The sequence below is a fragment of the Amycolatopsis sp. NPDC059235 genome, assembly GCF_042754125.1.
In the GTDB taxonomy this organism is placed as follows: Bacteria; Actinomycetota; Actinomycetes; order Mycobacteriales; family Pseudonocardiaceae; genus Amycolatopsis; species Amycolatopsis albidoflava.
The window spans coordinates 131278-144704 of the sequence record NZ_JBHZAG010000008.1; the positions used below are offsets into that span (position 1 = coordinate 131278).

Here is a 13427-nt window from a genome sequence, read left to right on the forward strand (position 1 = left end):
ATGGCGTACGTCATCGGCATCGACACCGGCGGAACGTTCACCGACGCGTTCGTCGCCGACCAGCACAACCGGCTCGCCGCGGCCAAAACCCCGTCCACTCCCCCGGATTTCGCGACCGGCTTCCTCACCGCGATCGACGAGCTCGCCGCGGAACTCGGCATCCCGGTCCGCGAACTGCTCGCCGGCACCGACTATCTCGTGCACGGCACCACCTCGACGCTCAACGCGCTGGTGACCGGGGACGTCGCGCAGGTCGGCTTCCTCACCACCCGCGGGCACGCGGACTCGATCAGCATCATGAACCTCGAAGGCCGCTACGCCGGTCTCGGCAGCGACGACATCCAGCACATGGCCCGCACCGCGAAGCCCGCGTCTTTGGTGCCCCGGCACCGGATCCGCGAGATCGACGAGCGCGTGGACTACCAGGGCCGCGTCGTCGTCCCGCTTGACGAAGACGGTGTCCGGACCGCGGTCCGGGACCTGCTCGCCGACGGCGCGGAGGCGATCGCGGTGTCGTTCCTGTGGTCGTTCCGCAATCCCGCGCCCGAGCAGCGGGTGCGCGAGATCGTGCGGGAGGAAGCACCGGAGGTGTACGTGGCGCTGTCCAGCGAGGTCAGCCCGCGCATCCGGGAGTACCCGCGCAATGTCACGACGATCATGAACACCCAGGTCGGTCCTCGACTCGGGAGCTACCTGCGCCCGCTCGAAGCCGAACTGCGGGCGCGCGGGCTCACCGGCGCGCTGCTGGTGATGCAGGGATCCGGCGGGTGCGTCACCGCCGCGGACGCTCCGGCGCACGCGATCACCACTATCGGTTCGGTGCTCACCGGCGGCGTTGTCGGCTGCACGCGGATGGCCGCGTCGCTGGGGCACGACAAGGTGATCTCCACCGACATGGGCGGTACGACATTCCTGGTCGGGCTGGTGGTCGACGGCAAACCAGTGACCACCACGAGCACGATCCTCAACCAGTACACGATCAGCACACCGATGGTCGACGTGCACACCATCGGCGCGGGCGGCGGCGCGATCGCTTGGGTAGACCCGGGCGGCAACCTCCGCGTCGGGCCGCGCAGCGCGGGCGCCCGTCCCGGCCCCGCCTGTTACGGCGAGGGCGGCTGGGAGCCGACGGTCACCGACGCCGACCTCGTCCTCGGCATCATCAACCCGGACAATTTCCTGGGCGGGCGCAAGAAACTCGACGTCCAGCTGTCCCGCGACGCCATCGACAAGGTGGTGGCGACGCCGCTCGGCATGTCCGTCGAGGACGCGGCGGCGGCGATCTACGCGATCCAGAACGCCCAGACCGCCGACCTCGTCCGCAAGGTCGTGGTCAACTCCGGCCAAGACCCGCGCGACTTCACCCTCTACGCCTTCGGCGGCGCGGGTCCGATGCACTGCGCGAGCTACTCGGCCGACCTCGGTGTGAAGGAAGTCGTGGTCCCGTTGGGTTCCACCGCCGCGGTGTTCTCCGCTTATGGCCTCGCCGCCTCGGACATCGTGCTGACAGCCGAACAGTCGCAGCCGGTTGCGATGCCAGTCGCGGCAGACACCGCGAACGAGGTTTTCACCGGCCTGGAACGCGAACTCGAACGCCGGCTGGCCGAACAGGGCCTGACCTTCTCCGCGATCAGCTACGAACGCGAAGCCGACATCCGCTACACCATGCAACTCGCCGAAGTCGCGACTCCAGTGCCGGGCGGCGAGCTGACCGAGCAGTCGGTGGACCAGCTCGGCCACGATTTCGAGGCGAGCTACGAAGCGTTGTACGGCAGGGGATCCGGCTTCCCCGACGCCGGACTGCAGCTGATCACCTACCGCGTCCGCGCGACCGGGATCCTGCAGATCCAGCCGGAGCTGCCCCAGCACGGCACGTTGTCCGGCGAGCCCGCCACAAGCGGCGAGCGAGACGTCCTGCTCGACGTCCGCACCGGACGGCAGCCCGCCGCGATTTACGACTACCGCGCACTCGGCGCCGGCCACGAGATTCACGGCCCGGCAGTCGTCGAAGCGCCCACCACCACCGTCGCCCTGCCGCCGGGCACCCAGGCCACCGTGGACCGGCTGGGCAACCTCGTGATCCGTTTCCCCGAACGGAAGGAACACTCCTGATGGCCGTCATCCCCGTCGCCGGATCCGAGCGATTCGTCCAGTCCGGCGCTCCCCTCGACCCCGAAGCCCGTTTCGGCGACCTGAACCTGCACCGGGTCAGCTCCGAGAACCTCGACGCGCTCACCTACGAGGTAGTCCGGCACCGTTTGGTCGCGATCACCGACGACATGGGCGACGCGATCAAGCGGATGTCCGGCTCGGTCGTCGTGACCGACTGCAACGACTTCGGCGCGGGCATCATGGACGAGACCGGCGAAACCGTCCAGGTCGGGCTGTACAACATGCAGCTCGGGTCCGCTTTGGACATGGCGGTGCGCTGGACGCTGGAGCATCGCGCCGAGAACCCGGGAATCGCGCCGGGCGACCAATTCCTCTTGAACGACCCGTGGATCGGCGGCGGTCTGCACCAGAACGACGTCACCGTCCTCGCGCCGCTGTTCTACGACGGCCAGCTCTTCTGCTGGACCGGCGCGGTCGCGCACCAGGTCGACCTCGGCGGTGTATCGCCGGGCAGCTGGTCCGTCGAAGGCCACGACGTGTTCTGGGAAGCACTGCCGATACCGCCGGTCAAGATCGTCGAAGGCGGCCGGCTGCGTTCGGACATGGAGGACATGTACCTGCGGCGGTCCCGCGTGCCGCGGCTGGTCGGGCTGGACCTGCGCGCCAAGATCGGCGCGAACAACGTCGCGCAGGATCGCCTGACCGCGCTCATCGACAAGTACGGTCCGGACACCGTCAAGGCCGTGATGAAGAAGATGATGGGCGACGCGGAATCCCAGCTGCGCACGAAACTGCGTGCGCTGCCGGACGGAACCTGGTCCGCGGTGGCGCACCAGGACGGCGCGCGGGCGGGCGACCGGGACATCCACAAGATCGTCGTCGCGATGTCCAAACAGGACGACACCCTGACGTTCGATTTCACCGGCACCGACCCGCAGGTCGACGGGATCATCAACTGCACCCTCGCCGGTTTGCGCGGCGGGATCCTGCCGATCCTGCTGACCATGCTGTGCCCGGACATCTCGTGGTCGCCCGGCGGGATCTACCGGTGCGTCGAGATCGTCAGCGAACCCGGGACGATCAACAACTGCACCTTCCCGGCGGGCATCGGGAAAGCGTCGGTCAACTCGGCCTGGTCCACGCAGAACGCGGTCTCCGAAACCGTCGCGCAGATGCTCAGCACGCACGCCGAACTGAGCCGGTCGGCGATGAGCGTGTGCTGCGGCACCTGGGATCTGACGCTGCTCGCCGGAGTCGACCAGCGCGGCGGCGGCTTCGCCACGATGCTGTGCGACGCGATGTCCGGCGGCCTCGGCGCGAAGGTCGACGGGGACGGCGTCGACACCGGCGGCGAGAACTGCATCCCGATGGGCCGGATCGCCGACATCGAGATCAACGAGTTCAGCTTCCCGATGCTCTACCTGTGGCGGCGCGAGGAGGTCGATTCCGGCGGACCGGGCCGGTGGCGCGGCGGCGTCGGGGCGTCGAGCTGCTTCATCCCCTACGACTCCCCCACCCGCAGCGTGCACCTCGTCGTCTCCGCCAACGGCAAGGCGGTGCCGCAGGCCCCCGGCATCTCCGGCGGCTATCCCGCCGCCACGCAATGGGACGTCCTCGTCCGCGACACCACCGTGCGCGACCAGCTCGCCAACGGCCGGATCCCGCAGACGATCGACGACCTGAGCGGCCAGGCGGACACCCTTCCGCCGCACCTGGAAACCGATCTCGCCGAAGCGGACGTCTACTTCACCCATTGGCAAGGCGGCGGCGGAATCGGCGACCCGCTGCACCGCGAACCCGAACGCGTGGCCGCGGATGTCCGCAACGGCAAGGTGTCCGCTGTCGCGGCAGCGGATGTGTACGGCGTCGTGCTGGCTGACGGCGAACCCGACCTCGCGGCCACTGCGGCACAACGCGACCGGCTGCGGTACGCACGCGCCGGCCTCACGCCGCCGGAAGGAGCGCACCAGTGAACCTCGACCTCAACCTCCGCGTGGACGACGCGACCGGCGCCGTCGTCTGCCGGCACTGCGCGACGCGGATCGGCGACACCACCGCCGAACCGATGGCGCACGCGCTGCGCCACGCACGCCCCTCGACCGAAGCCGGACCCGGCGTCCACGCCGATCCCGCCGCGTTCGTCGACCGGGAAGTCGTGCTGCGACAAGCCTTCTGCCCCGGCTGCCTGACGCTGCTGTCCACCGAGATCGTCCCGGACGGCGAACCCTCCTACCGAAGCTGGAGCCTGACATGACCCTCAACGGACTCGCCGGAAAGGTCGTCGTCGTGACCGGCGCGGCCCAAGGCATCGGGGCCGCCTACGCCCGGCGTCTGGTTTCCGAAGGCGCGACCGTCGTGCTCGCGGACCTCAACCTCGAGGGTGTCCAAGCCACCGCCGCTTCTTTTGACGGTCCCGGCAAGGCCAGCGCGTACGCGCTCGATGTCTCCAGCCGTAGCAGCTGTGCGGAGTTCGCCGCGGTATTGGCCGAGGCACACGGCCGGGTCGACGGCCTGATCAACAACGCCGCGATCTTCTCCACCATCAAGATGAAACCGTTCTGGGAAATCACCGACGAGGAATGGGATCGCCTGATGGCGGTCAACCTCCGCGGCCCGTGGCTACTCGTGTCGACGCTGCTTCCGCTGCTGCAGGCGTCGCCGTCGGCCAGTGTCGTGAACATCGGCTCCGACGCGGTGCAGCTCGGTCGCCCCGGCTACCTGCACTACGTGGCCAGCAAGGGCGGCGTGCACGGCATGACTTTCTCGATGGCGCGCGAACTCGGCGAATTCGGCATCCGGGTCAATACTTTGTCTCCGGGGCCGGTGTACACCGAAGTCGCGCGGGAAACCGTGACGCCGGAACAACGCGAGGCCATGCTGCGCGCCCAATCGCTGCACCGCCCCGCCGGGGCTGACGACATGACCGGCCTGGCAGCGTTCCTGCTCAGCGACGACGCGGGCTATCTGACCGGCCAGACCCTCAGCGTCAACGGCGGGCTGGTGCACCGATGAGCACGCACCAGGAACTCGTCGCGCTGTCGTCCCGGATCCTGGCTGCCGCCGGACAAGGCGACCTCATCTGGGGCCACGTCTCCTGCCGCGACGCCGACGGCCGGGGCGTCTGGATCAAGTCCGCGGAATGGGGCATGGAGGAGGTCACGCCGGAGCGGGTGCACCTGGTCAACGCCGACGGCGAGGTCGTCTCCGGCGGCGGCCCGCGACACAGCGAATACCCGATCCACACCGAGGTCATCGCCGCGCGGCCGGACGTGAACGCGGTCGTGCACACCCATGCGCCGCACGCCGTCGCCCTGGCCGCGACGGGACAGCAGCTGCGGCCGGTGAGCCATGCCGCGAACCTGTTCGTGCCGCCCGAGGTGCCGCGGTACACGGAAACCGCTGATCTGATCCTGACGCCGGAATTGGGCAAGTCGCTGGCCGCGGAATTGGGCAATGCCCGGGCGGTTTTCCTGGTGAACCACGGGATCGTGGCGGTCGGCGATTCGGTCGAGAGCGCGACGGTAGCCGCGGTGGTGCTGGAGCGGGCGTGTGAGCAGCAGCTGCTGACACAGTCCTTCGGCGGGTGGCCTAGCTGGTCGCCACCGGCGGAATCGCACGCCAAGCGGGAGCACATCTACCACCCGCGGGCGGTGCAAGCGGTCTGGGACTACTTGGTGCGGCAGTTGCCGTGAGCTGAAGGTGCGTTGTCCAGCCGGGCAGCGCACCCTCGGCCGTCAGCGTTCTTGAACCGCCCGGACAGCGAGCGGACGCTGGCCCGGCATGTGCTTCGCGCACGCCCGCGCGCCGGGCTCCGCCACGATCGCCGACTCCGTGTTGCCCGGCGGATAAACCCGCAATCCGTAGACCGATCGCGGGGCGCAGCTCGCCGGGTCGTAAACGTCGACGTCGACCTGATCGACCCACGCCGTGGCGGATTGGCCGGGCGCCAACGTCAGCCTCGGCGCCACCCCGGGTTCCCGTGCCGCCGCATCGCCCACCTGGTGCCGATCCGGGCCCGCGACATAGGAAACCCCGGGATGACCGCCCAACGCGCAGGCGCCGCGGCCGGAGTTGGTGAAGACGATCGGCACGTAGTAGTGCCCGGCGGCCCCCTCTCCCCGGCCGAGCGCGAGGTGCAATCCGCTGGTCCGGCAGGATGCCGTCCGAGCCGAAGCTGACTGGTTCGCGATGACCGTGCCGGCGAGTGCGGCCACGACGCCGCCGATTACGAGGTACCGGGCCGAGATCACTGTCGTTCTCCCGTCGTCCGAGATTCCGCTGCTGCTCCATCGTGGCAAGGCACCGCCCGGCCGCCCGAGAGGCCAAGGACCCTCTTTGAGTCACCGCCTCCCGGCCCGGCAATCAGCCAGCAAGGGCTCGCTCCGCTGAAAACCCGGCGTCTGCCGCTGGGCACGGAGGAATCCGCATCGGCTCCGGTCTTGCCGCGATAGGGAACAATTTCTAGGGCATGTTCTGCGGCGGAGGGGCGACCCGATGACGGTGCGAGTCTTGCTGGTCGAGGACGACGCCCTGATCAGCGAAGCGCTTTCGCTCGCTCTCGCGGACCAGGGCTGCATGGTGACGCAGGCCGCGTGCGGCGAGGACGCGTTGTCGATGCTGGACTCGGTGAGCGTGGACGTGGTCCTGCTCGACCTGATGCTGCCCGGCATGGACGGGCTCGCCGTCTGTCAGGAGCTGCGGGTGCGCGGCGACCTGCCGGTCATCGTCATCACCGCGCGCGCCGACAGCCAGGACGTCATCGCGGGCTTGGAGGCAGGTGCGGACGACTACGTGACCAAGCCGCTTGTCGCCGGTGAGCTGGCGGCCCGTATTCGCGCGTTGCTCAGGCGAGCCGCGCCGGTTCGGCGGTGCTGCCTCCAGGTCGGCGATCTGCTGTTGAGCACGCACGACGAGACCGTTTCGCGCAACGGTTCCCCGATTCGCCTTACCCGCACCGAATTCCGGCTGCTGGCCGAACTGGCCGCCGCCGAAGGCGAGGTCGTCACGCGGGAGCAGTTGCTGCACCGGATCTGGGGCCGCGACTACTTCGGCGGCACCCGGCTGCTCGACGTGCACATCAGGCGGTTGCGGCGCAAGGTCGAGCCGGATCCGGACTGTCCGCACCTTGTGCTGACCGTCCGGGGCATCGGCTACCGCGCCAAGCCCCAGCAGTGAACCGGGCCCGGCTTTCCTTGCGCTTCCGGGTTTCCGCGGCGTTCGGCCTCGGCCTGCTGGTGGTGGTCAGCGTGCTGTCGGCGGCGACGTGGCACCTCGCCACCGGGTATTTGCTCAACCAGCGCCAGCAGAGCGCCGACCGGCATTCGCGGATCAACGCGCGGCTGGTCGACAACGAGGTCCGCACCCAGACCGACGGTCTCGGCGAACTGCTGTCCGGCCTCACCTCCGGACCGAATTCGACGATCCTCGTGTCCCTGCCCGGCGGCTGGCACACCGCCGGACGCCCGGTCCGGCCCGAGGCCCTCCCGTCCGGCCTGCTGTCGAGGGCCCGCCCCGGCGCGCCCGCGCACGATCGCTTCACCGCCGACGGGGTCCCGGTCCTCGCCGTCGCGCAACCACTCGCCACCGCGACCGGCTTCTACGTCGAGCTTCATCCGCTGCTCGGGCTCGAACGGACCTTCCGCAACCTGCGCCTGATCCTTGTCGCGGGCACCCTGGCGTGCGGGCTGTTCGGCGTCGCCCTTGGTGCCTGGGCGGCCCGGCGCGCACTGCGCCCGCTCGCCGCGTTCACCGAAACCGCCGCCCGCATCGCGCGCGGCGACATGCGCGCCCGGCTGCCCGAACAGGCCGGGCCGGACCTCGCGCCGCTCGCCGAGACCTTCAACTCGACCGCCGACGCCCTGGAGCAGCGAGTCCGCCGCGACGCCCGGTTCGCCGCCGACGTCAGCCACGAACTACGCTCGCCGCTCACCACGATGACCACCGTCGCGGAAGTGCTCGAACGCCGCCGCGACGCCATGCCCGCGCCCGCGCAGAAGGCGTTGCAACTCCTGCTGGCCGAACTCCACCGGTTCCGCGGCATGGTGCTGGATCTGCTGGAGATCGCAGCCGTCGACCAGGCCGACAACGGCGAAGAACGCGAACTGGTCGACCTCGGCCCGCTTGTCCGCAGCGGAGTCGCGAGCAGCCCCGCCCCGCACCCGGCGCTGGACCTCTCCCCGGAGCCCTTGCTGGTAGCCGCCGACCGCCGCCGCCTCGACCGAGTCCTGGCAAACCTCCTCGACAACGCGGCCCGCTATGGCGGTGGCGCGGTCCGAGTGGCCGCACACGCACGCAACGGCGTCGTCCGGCTGGAAGTGGACGACGCGGGCGAGGGAGTTCCCGCCGAACTCCGGGAGCGGATTTTCGAGCGATTCTCCCGGGGATTGCACGCCGGACGCCGCGATCCCGACTCGGGAACCGGTCTGGGATTGGCGATCGTCGCGGACCACGTATACCGCCACGACGGCCGGGTATGGGCGGAAGCCAGACCCGGCGGCGGGGCGCGGTTCGTCGTGGAACTCCCCGAAGCGCGCGGCTGACGCGGTCCTGTCGGGCCTTTTCACGACTGCCTGGTCACGCGGCTCGCCCCGGAAACTGTCGGTGTCGCGTGCGAAGCTGACGGAGTGGAAGTGCACTTCGACGCCGAACTGTGGATCTGGGACGCCCGGCGGACCGACACCTGGACCTTCGTCAGCCTGCCCGGCGACATCTCGGACGAAATCCGCGACCTGGGCGGGCCGCGCCGAGGGTTCGGATCGATGCGAGTACTGGTCCGGGTCGGCGCGACCACCTGGCGAACGTCGATCTTCCCGGACAGCGAGCGCGGTTACGTGCTTCCGGTCAAACGCGCGGTACGCAAAGCCGAAAAGCTCGATCCCGGCGACATCGCGCAGGTGACCGTGACGGTCCTCGACCTCTGACGTCACCGAAGCCGGTCCGGCCCGGTCCGGCGGGGAAGTTCCCTGCGCCATCACTTTCACCTTCGGCGGCCTGAAATGCGACCCGCACGGCAGGGTCCTCGACAACCGCGGCCGCTCCCCTGGCCTCTACGCATGTCGAGATGCTGGGCGGGCGCTCCGGCAACTACCCCGGCCTCTACGCATGCGGCGAGATGCTCGGCGGGCTCTTCTCGGGCAACTACCCCGGCGGCTCAGGCCTGGCAGCCGGTGTCGTCTTCGGCCGGCGCGCGGGCATCGTCGTCCACAAAGGACTCCTCGGGGTTCAGCGAGCTTCCGACGGCGGCCGCCCATACCGCCGCCGAAAAGCCGCGGCGAACCGGCTCGCGCTCGAAAAACCCCACCGAGCCGCGATCTCGCTCACCGACGACTCCGGATGCGCTTCCAGATCCGCGCGAGCGTGCTGTAAACGGACCCCGACGAGGTGTTCCGTAGGCGTGCAGCCGACCCATTCCCGGAAGCTCTCCTGCAACCTCCGCACCGTGGTCCCGGCGACAGCAGCCATCTCCGCAGCCGTCCACGCCCGGGCCGGGTCGGCGCGGACGGCGTCGACCACGCGGGTAATCGCCCGAGGGCGCGGCGCCGGGACGCGGCCGGAATCCGGGCAGCCGGCGAGAAGGAATCCGGCCGCGACCGCTCCGGCCAGCTGTTCCCGGACGATCGGCTGGTCGCTGAACAACGCGCCGTCGCGCATCTGGGACGACAGGCCCGCGACGAGGTGCCGCCAGTCGCGCGCCGGGCCGTGTTCGAGGCGGAGCTGGTCCGGGAGCGCGACCCGGACGGTCCCGGCGCCGAGCACCCGCTCGGCCTCGCGGTCCAGCCAGTCCCGGTCGAATTTGACGCCCAGCACGGTGCACGTCGCGTCCCAGTGGGTGATCAGCGACGGGGTGTCGGCCCGGAAGACCGTCGCCTGGCCCGGCACCGACGTCACCGGGCCGTGCTTGCCGCGGCTGGCGAGGTGGCCGGTCAACGGCAGGTTGACCTCGTAGGCGGCCGGGTAGTCGCAGGCGATCTCGACGTCAGCTCCCCATCCGACGTACCCGATCAGCACCGGGCCGAGGTCCAGCGTCCGCAGGGTCAGCCGCGGTTCGCGGCCGGCGCCCAGCGGCGTCAGCTGGTGCGGAAAGTAGGCGTCGGCCACCGACTTCGAGACTCGCTCCCAATCCCGCGGCGCCGCACCACGGCGTGCGGACATGGACGCATGCTAGCTGATCAGCGGCGACGCGCCGGATTCGTCGCGCGATCCGTACCGGATCCGCGCTTCGCGTGTCGTGGGCCCGGGCCGCGCGGACCTACCTTCTCGTCCAACCCGCACGAAGGAGGCCGCGTCAATGACGACGAACACCACTGCTGTCCACGATCTTTCCTGGATCGGCGACATCACCATGGCCCAACTGGAGCGAAACCCGTACGAGCCCTACGAACGGCTGCGCCGCGAAGCCCCGCTGGCGTACGTGCCGGTGCTCGGGTCATACGTCGCGACCACGGCGGAGATCTGCCGCGAGATCGCGACCAGCCCGGACTTCGAAGCCGTCATCACCCCGGCGGGCGGCCGGACCTTCGGCCATCCGGCGATCATCGGGGTCAACGGCGACATCCACACCGACCTGCGCTCGATGGTCGAACCCGCCCTCCAGCCCGTCGAGGTCGACCGGTGGATCGACGAGCTCGTCCGGCCCATCGCGCGGGGCTACCTCGAGAAGTTCGAGAACGACGGCCGCGCGGAACTCGTCTCGCAGTACTGCGAACCGGTCAGCGTCCGCTCCCTCGGGGATCTGCTCGGGCTGCACGACGTCAGCTCGGACAAGCTCCGCGAGTGGTTCGCGAAACTGAGCCGGTCCTTCACCAACGCGGCGATGACCGAGGACGGCGAATTCGCCAACCCGGAGGGATTCGTCCAGGGCGACGAGGCGAAGGCCGAGATCCAGGCGACCGTCGACCCGCTGATCGACCGGTGGATCGCCGAACCCGCCGACACCGCGATCTCGCACTGGCTGCACGACGGGATGCCGCCCGGCAAAACCCGCGACCGCGAATACATCTACCCGACGATCTACGTGTACCTGCTCGGCGCGATGCAGGAACCGGGCCACGGCATGGCCTCGACCCTGACCGGGCTGTTCAGCGAACCCGATCAGCTTGAGCAGGTGGTGGACGACCCGGCGCTGATCCCCCGCGCGATCTCCGAGGGAATGCGCTGGACCTCACCGATCTGGTCGGCCACCGCGAGGATCTCGACCAAACCAGTCACCGTCGCCGGAGTCGACCTGCCCGCGGGCACGCCGGTGATCCTGTCCTACGGTTCGGCCAACCACGACACCGGCGTCTACGAGGCCCCGACCCGCTACGACCTGCACCGGCCTCCGCTGCCGCACCTGGCGTTCGGCGCCGGAAACCACGCCTGCGCCGGAATCTACTTCGCCAACCACGTCATGCGCATCGCCCTGGAGGAGCTGTTCGAGTCGATCCCGAACCTCGAACGCGACACCTCCTCGGACGTGGAGTTCTGGGGCTGGGGCTTCCGCGGGCCGACGTCGCTGCACGTCGCCTGGGAGGCCTGACATGTCCTTCACCGCGACCGTCGGCGGCCGGGAAGTGCCGTGCGGGCAAGACCAGCCGATGCTCGACGCGTTCCTGCGCGCCGGCGTCTGGATGCCGAACTCCTGCAACCAGGGCACCTGCGGCACCTGCAAGCTGCGGGTGGTCGAGGGCGCCGTCGACCACTGCGACTCCCCCGCCGACACCCTGACCGACGACGAGCGGGCAGCGGGCCTGGCACTGGCGTGTCAGGCCCGGCTCCGCTCGAACGTCGTCATCGAAACCGCGGGCGGCGGCCGGGCCACGCACCCGCTGCGCGACCTCACCGCGACCGTCCGCGAAATCCAGGACATCGCCCGCGACACCCGGCGGCTGCGGCTCGGCCTGCCCGAACCGCTGGCTTTCCACGCGGGCCAGTACGTCGAGCTCACCGTGCCCGGCACCGGCGTGCGCCGCCAGTACTCGCTGGTCAACACCGCAGACGAGGACAAAGTCCTGGAACTGCACGTCCGGCTGGTGCCCGGCGGCGCGGCGACCGAGCAGTGGATCTTCGCGGACCTCTCCGTCGGGGAACAGGTCCAAGTCACCGGTCCGCTCGGCGATTTCTTCCTGCCTCCGGCCGAGGAGGACGACGGCGGCCCGATGGTGCTCATCGGCGGCGGCACTGGTCTCGCACCGCTGATCGGCCTCGCCCGCACCGCACTCCACCGGGACCCGACTCGGAAAGTGTTGCTGTACCACGGAGTTCGGGGCGCGGCCGACCTCTACGACCTCGACCTGATGGCCGAACTCGCCGACAGCTACCCGGGCTTCGCGTTCCTGCCAGTGCTCTCGCACGAACCCGAGAGCAGCAAGTACCGCACCGGTTTCCCGACCGACTGCTTCCTCGAAGACGTCCCCAGCGCACGCGGCTGGTCGGGCTGGCTCTGCGGGCCGCCGCCGATGGTCGACGCCGGGGTGAAAGCGTTCAAACGCCGCCGGATGGCACCTCGGATGATCCACCGGGAGAACTTCACCCCGGCCGCGTCCTGACGCACCGGCGGCCGGAATTCCCGCACAGGCAACGAATTTCGCCGCTACGGCCGGTTCGGCTCGTCCTCGGCGCAGCTGATCAGCAGCTGCGCCGTGTGCGCGATGTGGTCCCGAAGCCGCTCGGCCGCCAGGTCCCCGTCGCGAGCCAGTGCCGCTTCGAGGATCGCCTTGTGCTCGGCCGGGAGATCCCGGTCGGTTTCCTGCCCGAAGGAGACTGACCACTGCCGGTACAGCTCGGCTTCCTCGCGCAGGCCGCGTGCCGTCGCGACGAGCCGGCGGTTGCGGCAGCCGTCGAACAGGGCCAGGTGGAAGTCGGCGTGCGCGGCCACCCAGGCGTCGGCCGGGCGGTCCGGGTCGGCGGGGTCGGTGAACGGGGTCCGTTCGAGGAGGTGGTGCGCGGCCACCGCGCGGGCCTCCCACTGGACGTCGCCTTCGAGGATCGACAGCCGCAGCACCAGCGATTCGATCTCCAGCCGCGCCTTGGTCAGGTCCGCGAGATCCTCGTGCGACAGCGGCGTGACCGTGTAGCCGAGGTGCGGCCTGGTCTTCACCAGCCCCTCGGCGGTGAGCCGGGTGAGCGCCTCGCGGGCCGCGCCGACGCTGGTCGAGTACCGCTCGCACAGTTCGGGGAACTTGAGTCGCTGCCCGGGAATCATCCGGCCGCCCAGGATGTCCGCCCGAAGCTGCTGGTAGACGCCCTCGGCACGCGTCGTTTCCCCTGCCATGCCGTCCACTGTAGCGGATACGAATCTGAGAGCAACTTTCGAAAGTTCATTGCCTCCTCGAATC

The 13427-nt window shown here is 69.8% G+C and carries 13 protein-coding genes; 10 read left to right on the top strand and 3 right to left on the bottom strand.

Annotation, left to right across the window (positions count from 1 at the left end; translation table 11 throughout):
- Genes ACFXI3_RS08315 through ACFXI3_RS08335 form a run of 5 tightly spaced genes read left to right on the top strand, consistent with a single transcriptional unit; the run spans position 1 to position 5804 of the window.
- A complete protein-coding gene (locus tag ACFXI3_RS08315) occupies positions 1-2112 on the top strand; it encodes a hydantoinase/oxoprolinase family protein (RefSeq protein WP_378398891.1) in 2112 nt (703 codons plus the stop codon).
- Positions 2112-4085 carry a hydantoinase B/oxoprolinase family protein gene (locus ACFXI3_RS08320; RefSeq protein ID WP_378398893.1) on the top strand — a complete coding sequence of 658 codons (1974 nt, stop codon included), beginning with the start codon at positions 2112-2114 and terminating at the stop codon, positions 4083-4085. Before ACFXI3_RS08315 ends, ACFXI3_RS08320 begins: the two co-directional genes overlap by 1 nt.
- Positions 4082-4366: an acetone carboxylase subunit gamma gene (locus tag ACFXI3_RS08325; protein ID WP_378398895.1), complete on the top strand. Its 285-nt coding sequence runs from the start codon at positions 4082-4084 to the stop codon at positions 4364-4366. Before ACFXI3_RS08320 ends, ACFXI3_RS08325 begins: the two co-directional genes overlap by 4 nt.
- Positions 4363-5124 (top strand): SDR family NAD(P)-dependent oxidoreductase, encoded by a 762-nt coding sequence (locus tag ACFXI3_RS08330; RefSeq protein ID WP_378398897.1) that lies wholly within the window; start codon positions 4363-4365, stop codon positions 5122-5124. The genes ACFXI3_RS08325 and ACFXI3_RS08330 overlap by 4 nt, the downstream gene beginning before the upstream one ends.
- Positions 5121-5804, top strand: coding sequence for a class II aldolase/adducin family protein (locus tag ACFXI3_RS08335; RefSeq protein WP_378398899.1), 684 nt, complete (start codon positions 5121-5123; stop codon positions 5802-5804). The genes ACFXI3_RS08330 and ACFXI3_RS08335 overlap by 4 nt, the downstream gene beginning before the upstream one ends.
- A 42-nt stretch (positions 5805-5846) precedes the next feature.
- On the opposite strand, the gene ACFXI3_RS08340 is transcribed toward ACFXI3_RS08335, so the two are convergent.
- Positions 5847-6362, bottom strand: a complete 516-nt coding sequence (locus ACFXI3_RS08340) for a DUF4232 domain-containing protein (protein WP_378398901.1) — start codon at positions 6360-6362, stop codon at positions 5847-5849.
- Positions 6363-6606: 244 nt separating this feature from the next.
- Between ACFXI3_RS08340 and ACFXI3_RS08345 the strand changes: the two genes are divergently transcribed.
- From ACFXI3_RS08345 to ACFXI3_RS08355, 3 genes are all read left to right on the top strand, one after another.
- Positions 6607-7287, top strand: a complete 681-nt coding sequence (locus ACFXI3_RS08345; protein WP_378398903.1) for a response regulator transcription factor — start codon at positions 6607-6609, stop codon at positions 7285-7287.
- Positions 7284-8651: a sensor histidine kinase gene (locus ACFXI3_RS08350; protein WP_378398905.1), complete on the top strand. Its 1368-nt coding sequence runs from the start codon at positions 7284-7286 to the stop codon at positions 8649-8651. The genes ACFXI3_RS08345 and ACFXI3_RS08350 overlap by 4 nt, the downstream gene beginning before the upstream one ends.
- A gap of 84 nt (positions 8652-8735) precedes the next feature.
- Entirely contained in the window at positions 8736-9032 is a 297-nt protein-coding gene (locus ACFXI3_RS08355; RefSeq protein ID WP_378398907.1) for a DUF1905 domain-containing protein, read from the top strand.
- 301 nt (positions 9033-9333) lie between these two features.
- On the opposite strand, the gene ACFXI3_RS08360 is transcribed toward ACFXI3_RS08355, so the two are convergent.
- Complete coding sequence (locus ACFXI3_RS08360) at positions 9334-10263, bottom strand: AraC family transcriptional regulator (protein ID WP_344274668.1); 930 nt, start codon at positions 10261-10263, stop codon at positions 9334-9336.
- Between the two features lie 136 nt (positions 10264-10399).
- Between ACFXI3_RS08360 and ACFXI3_RS08365 the strand changes: the two genes are divergently transcribed.
- Both ACFXI3_RS08365 and ACFXI3_RS08370 read left to right on the top strand, forming a co-directional pair.
- Positions 10400-11629, top strand: a complete 1230-nt coding sequence (locus ACFXI3_RS08365; protein ID WP_378398909.1) for a cytochrome P450 — start codon at positions 10400-10402, stop codon at positions 11627-11629.
- A gap of 1 nt (position 11630) precedes the next feature.
- The gene (locus ACFXI3_RS08370; protein ID WP_378398911.1) at positions 11631-12638 is read left to right on the top strand and encodes an FAD-binding oxidoreductase; all 1008 of its coding nucleotides are present in this window, start codon (positions 11631-11633) and stop codon (positions 12636-12638) included.
- 44 nt (positions 12639-12682) lie between these two features.
- On the opposite strand, the gene ACFXI3_RS08375 is transcribed toward ACFXI3_RS08370, so the two are convergent.
- Positions 12683-13363: a GntR family transcriptional regulator gene (locus tag ACFXI3_RS08375; RefSeq protein ID WP_344274660.1), complete on the bottom strand. Its 681-nt coding sequence runs from the start codon at positions 13361-13363 to the stop codon at positions 12683-12685.
- Positions 13364-13427 lie beyond the last annotated feature (64 nt).

Excerpts from the sequence above, each read along its gene's own strand:
- ACFXI3_RS08315 (WP_378398891.1), top strand. The coding sequence starts at position 1 with ATGGCGTACGTCATCGGCATCGACACCGGCGGAACGTTCACCGACGCG.
- ACFXI3_RS08320 (WP_378398893.1), top strand. The coding sequence starts at position 2,112 with ATGGCCGTCATCCCCGTCGCCGGATCCGAGCGATTCGTCCAGTCCGGC.
- ACFXI3_RS08330 (WP_378398897.1), top strand. The coding sequence starts at position 4,363 with ATGACCCTCAACGGACTCGCCGGAAAGGTCGTCGTCGTGACCGGCGCG.
- ACFXI3_RS08335 (WP_378398899.1), top strand. The coding sequence starts at position 5,121 with ATGAGCACGCACCAGGAACTCGTCGCGCTGTCGTCCCGGATCCTGGCT.
- ACFXI3_RS08345 (WP_378398903.1), top strand. The coding sequence starts at position 6,607 with ATGACGGTGCGAGTCTTGCTGGTCGAGGACGACGCCCTGATCAGCGAA.
- ACFXI3_RS08360 (WP_344274668.1), bottom strand. The coding sequence starts at position 10,263 with ATGTCCGCACGCCGTGGTGCGGCGCCGCGGGATTGGGAGCGAGTCTCG.
- ACFXI3_RS08365 (WP_378398909.1), top strand. The coding sequence starts at position 10,400 with ATGACGACGAACACCACTGCTGTCCACGATCTTTCCTGGATCGGCGAC.
- ACFXI3_RS08370 (WP_378398911.1), top strand. The coding sequence starts at position 11,631 with ATGTCCTTCACCGCGACCGTCGGCGGCCGGGAAGTGCCGTGCGGGCAA.
- ACFXI3_RS08375 (WP_344274660.1), bottom strand. The coding sequence starts at position 13,363 with ATGGCAGGGGAAACGACGCGTGCCGAGGGCGTCTACCAGCAGCTTCGG.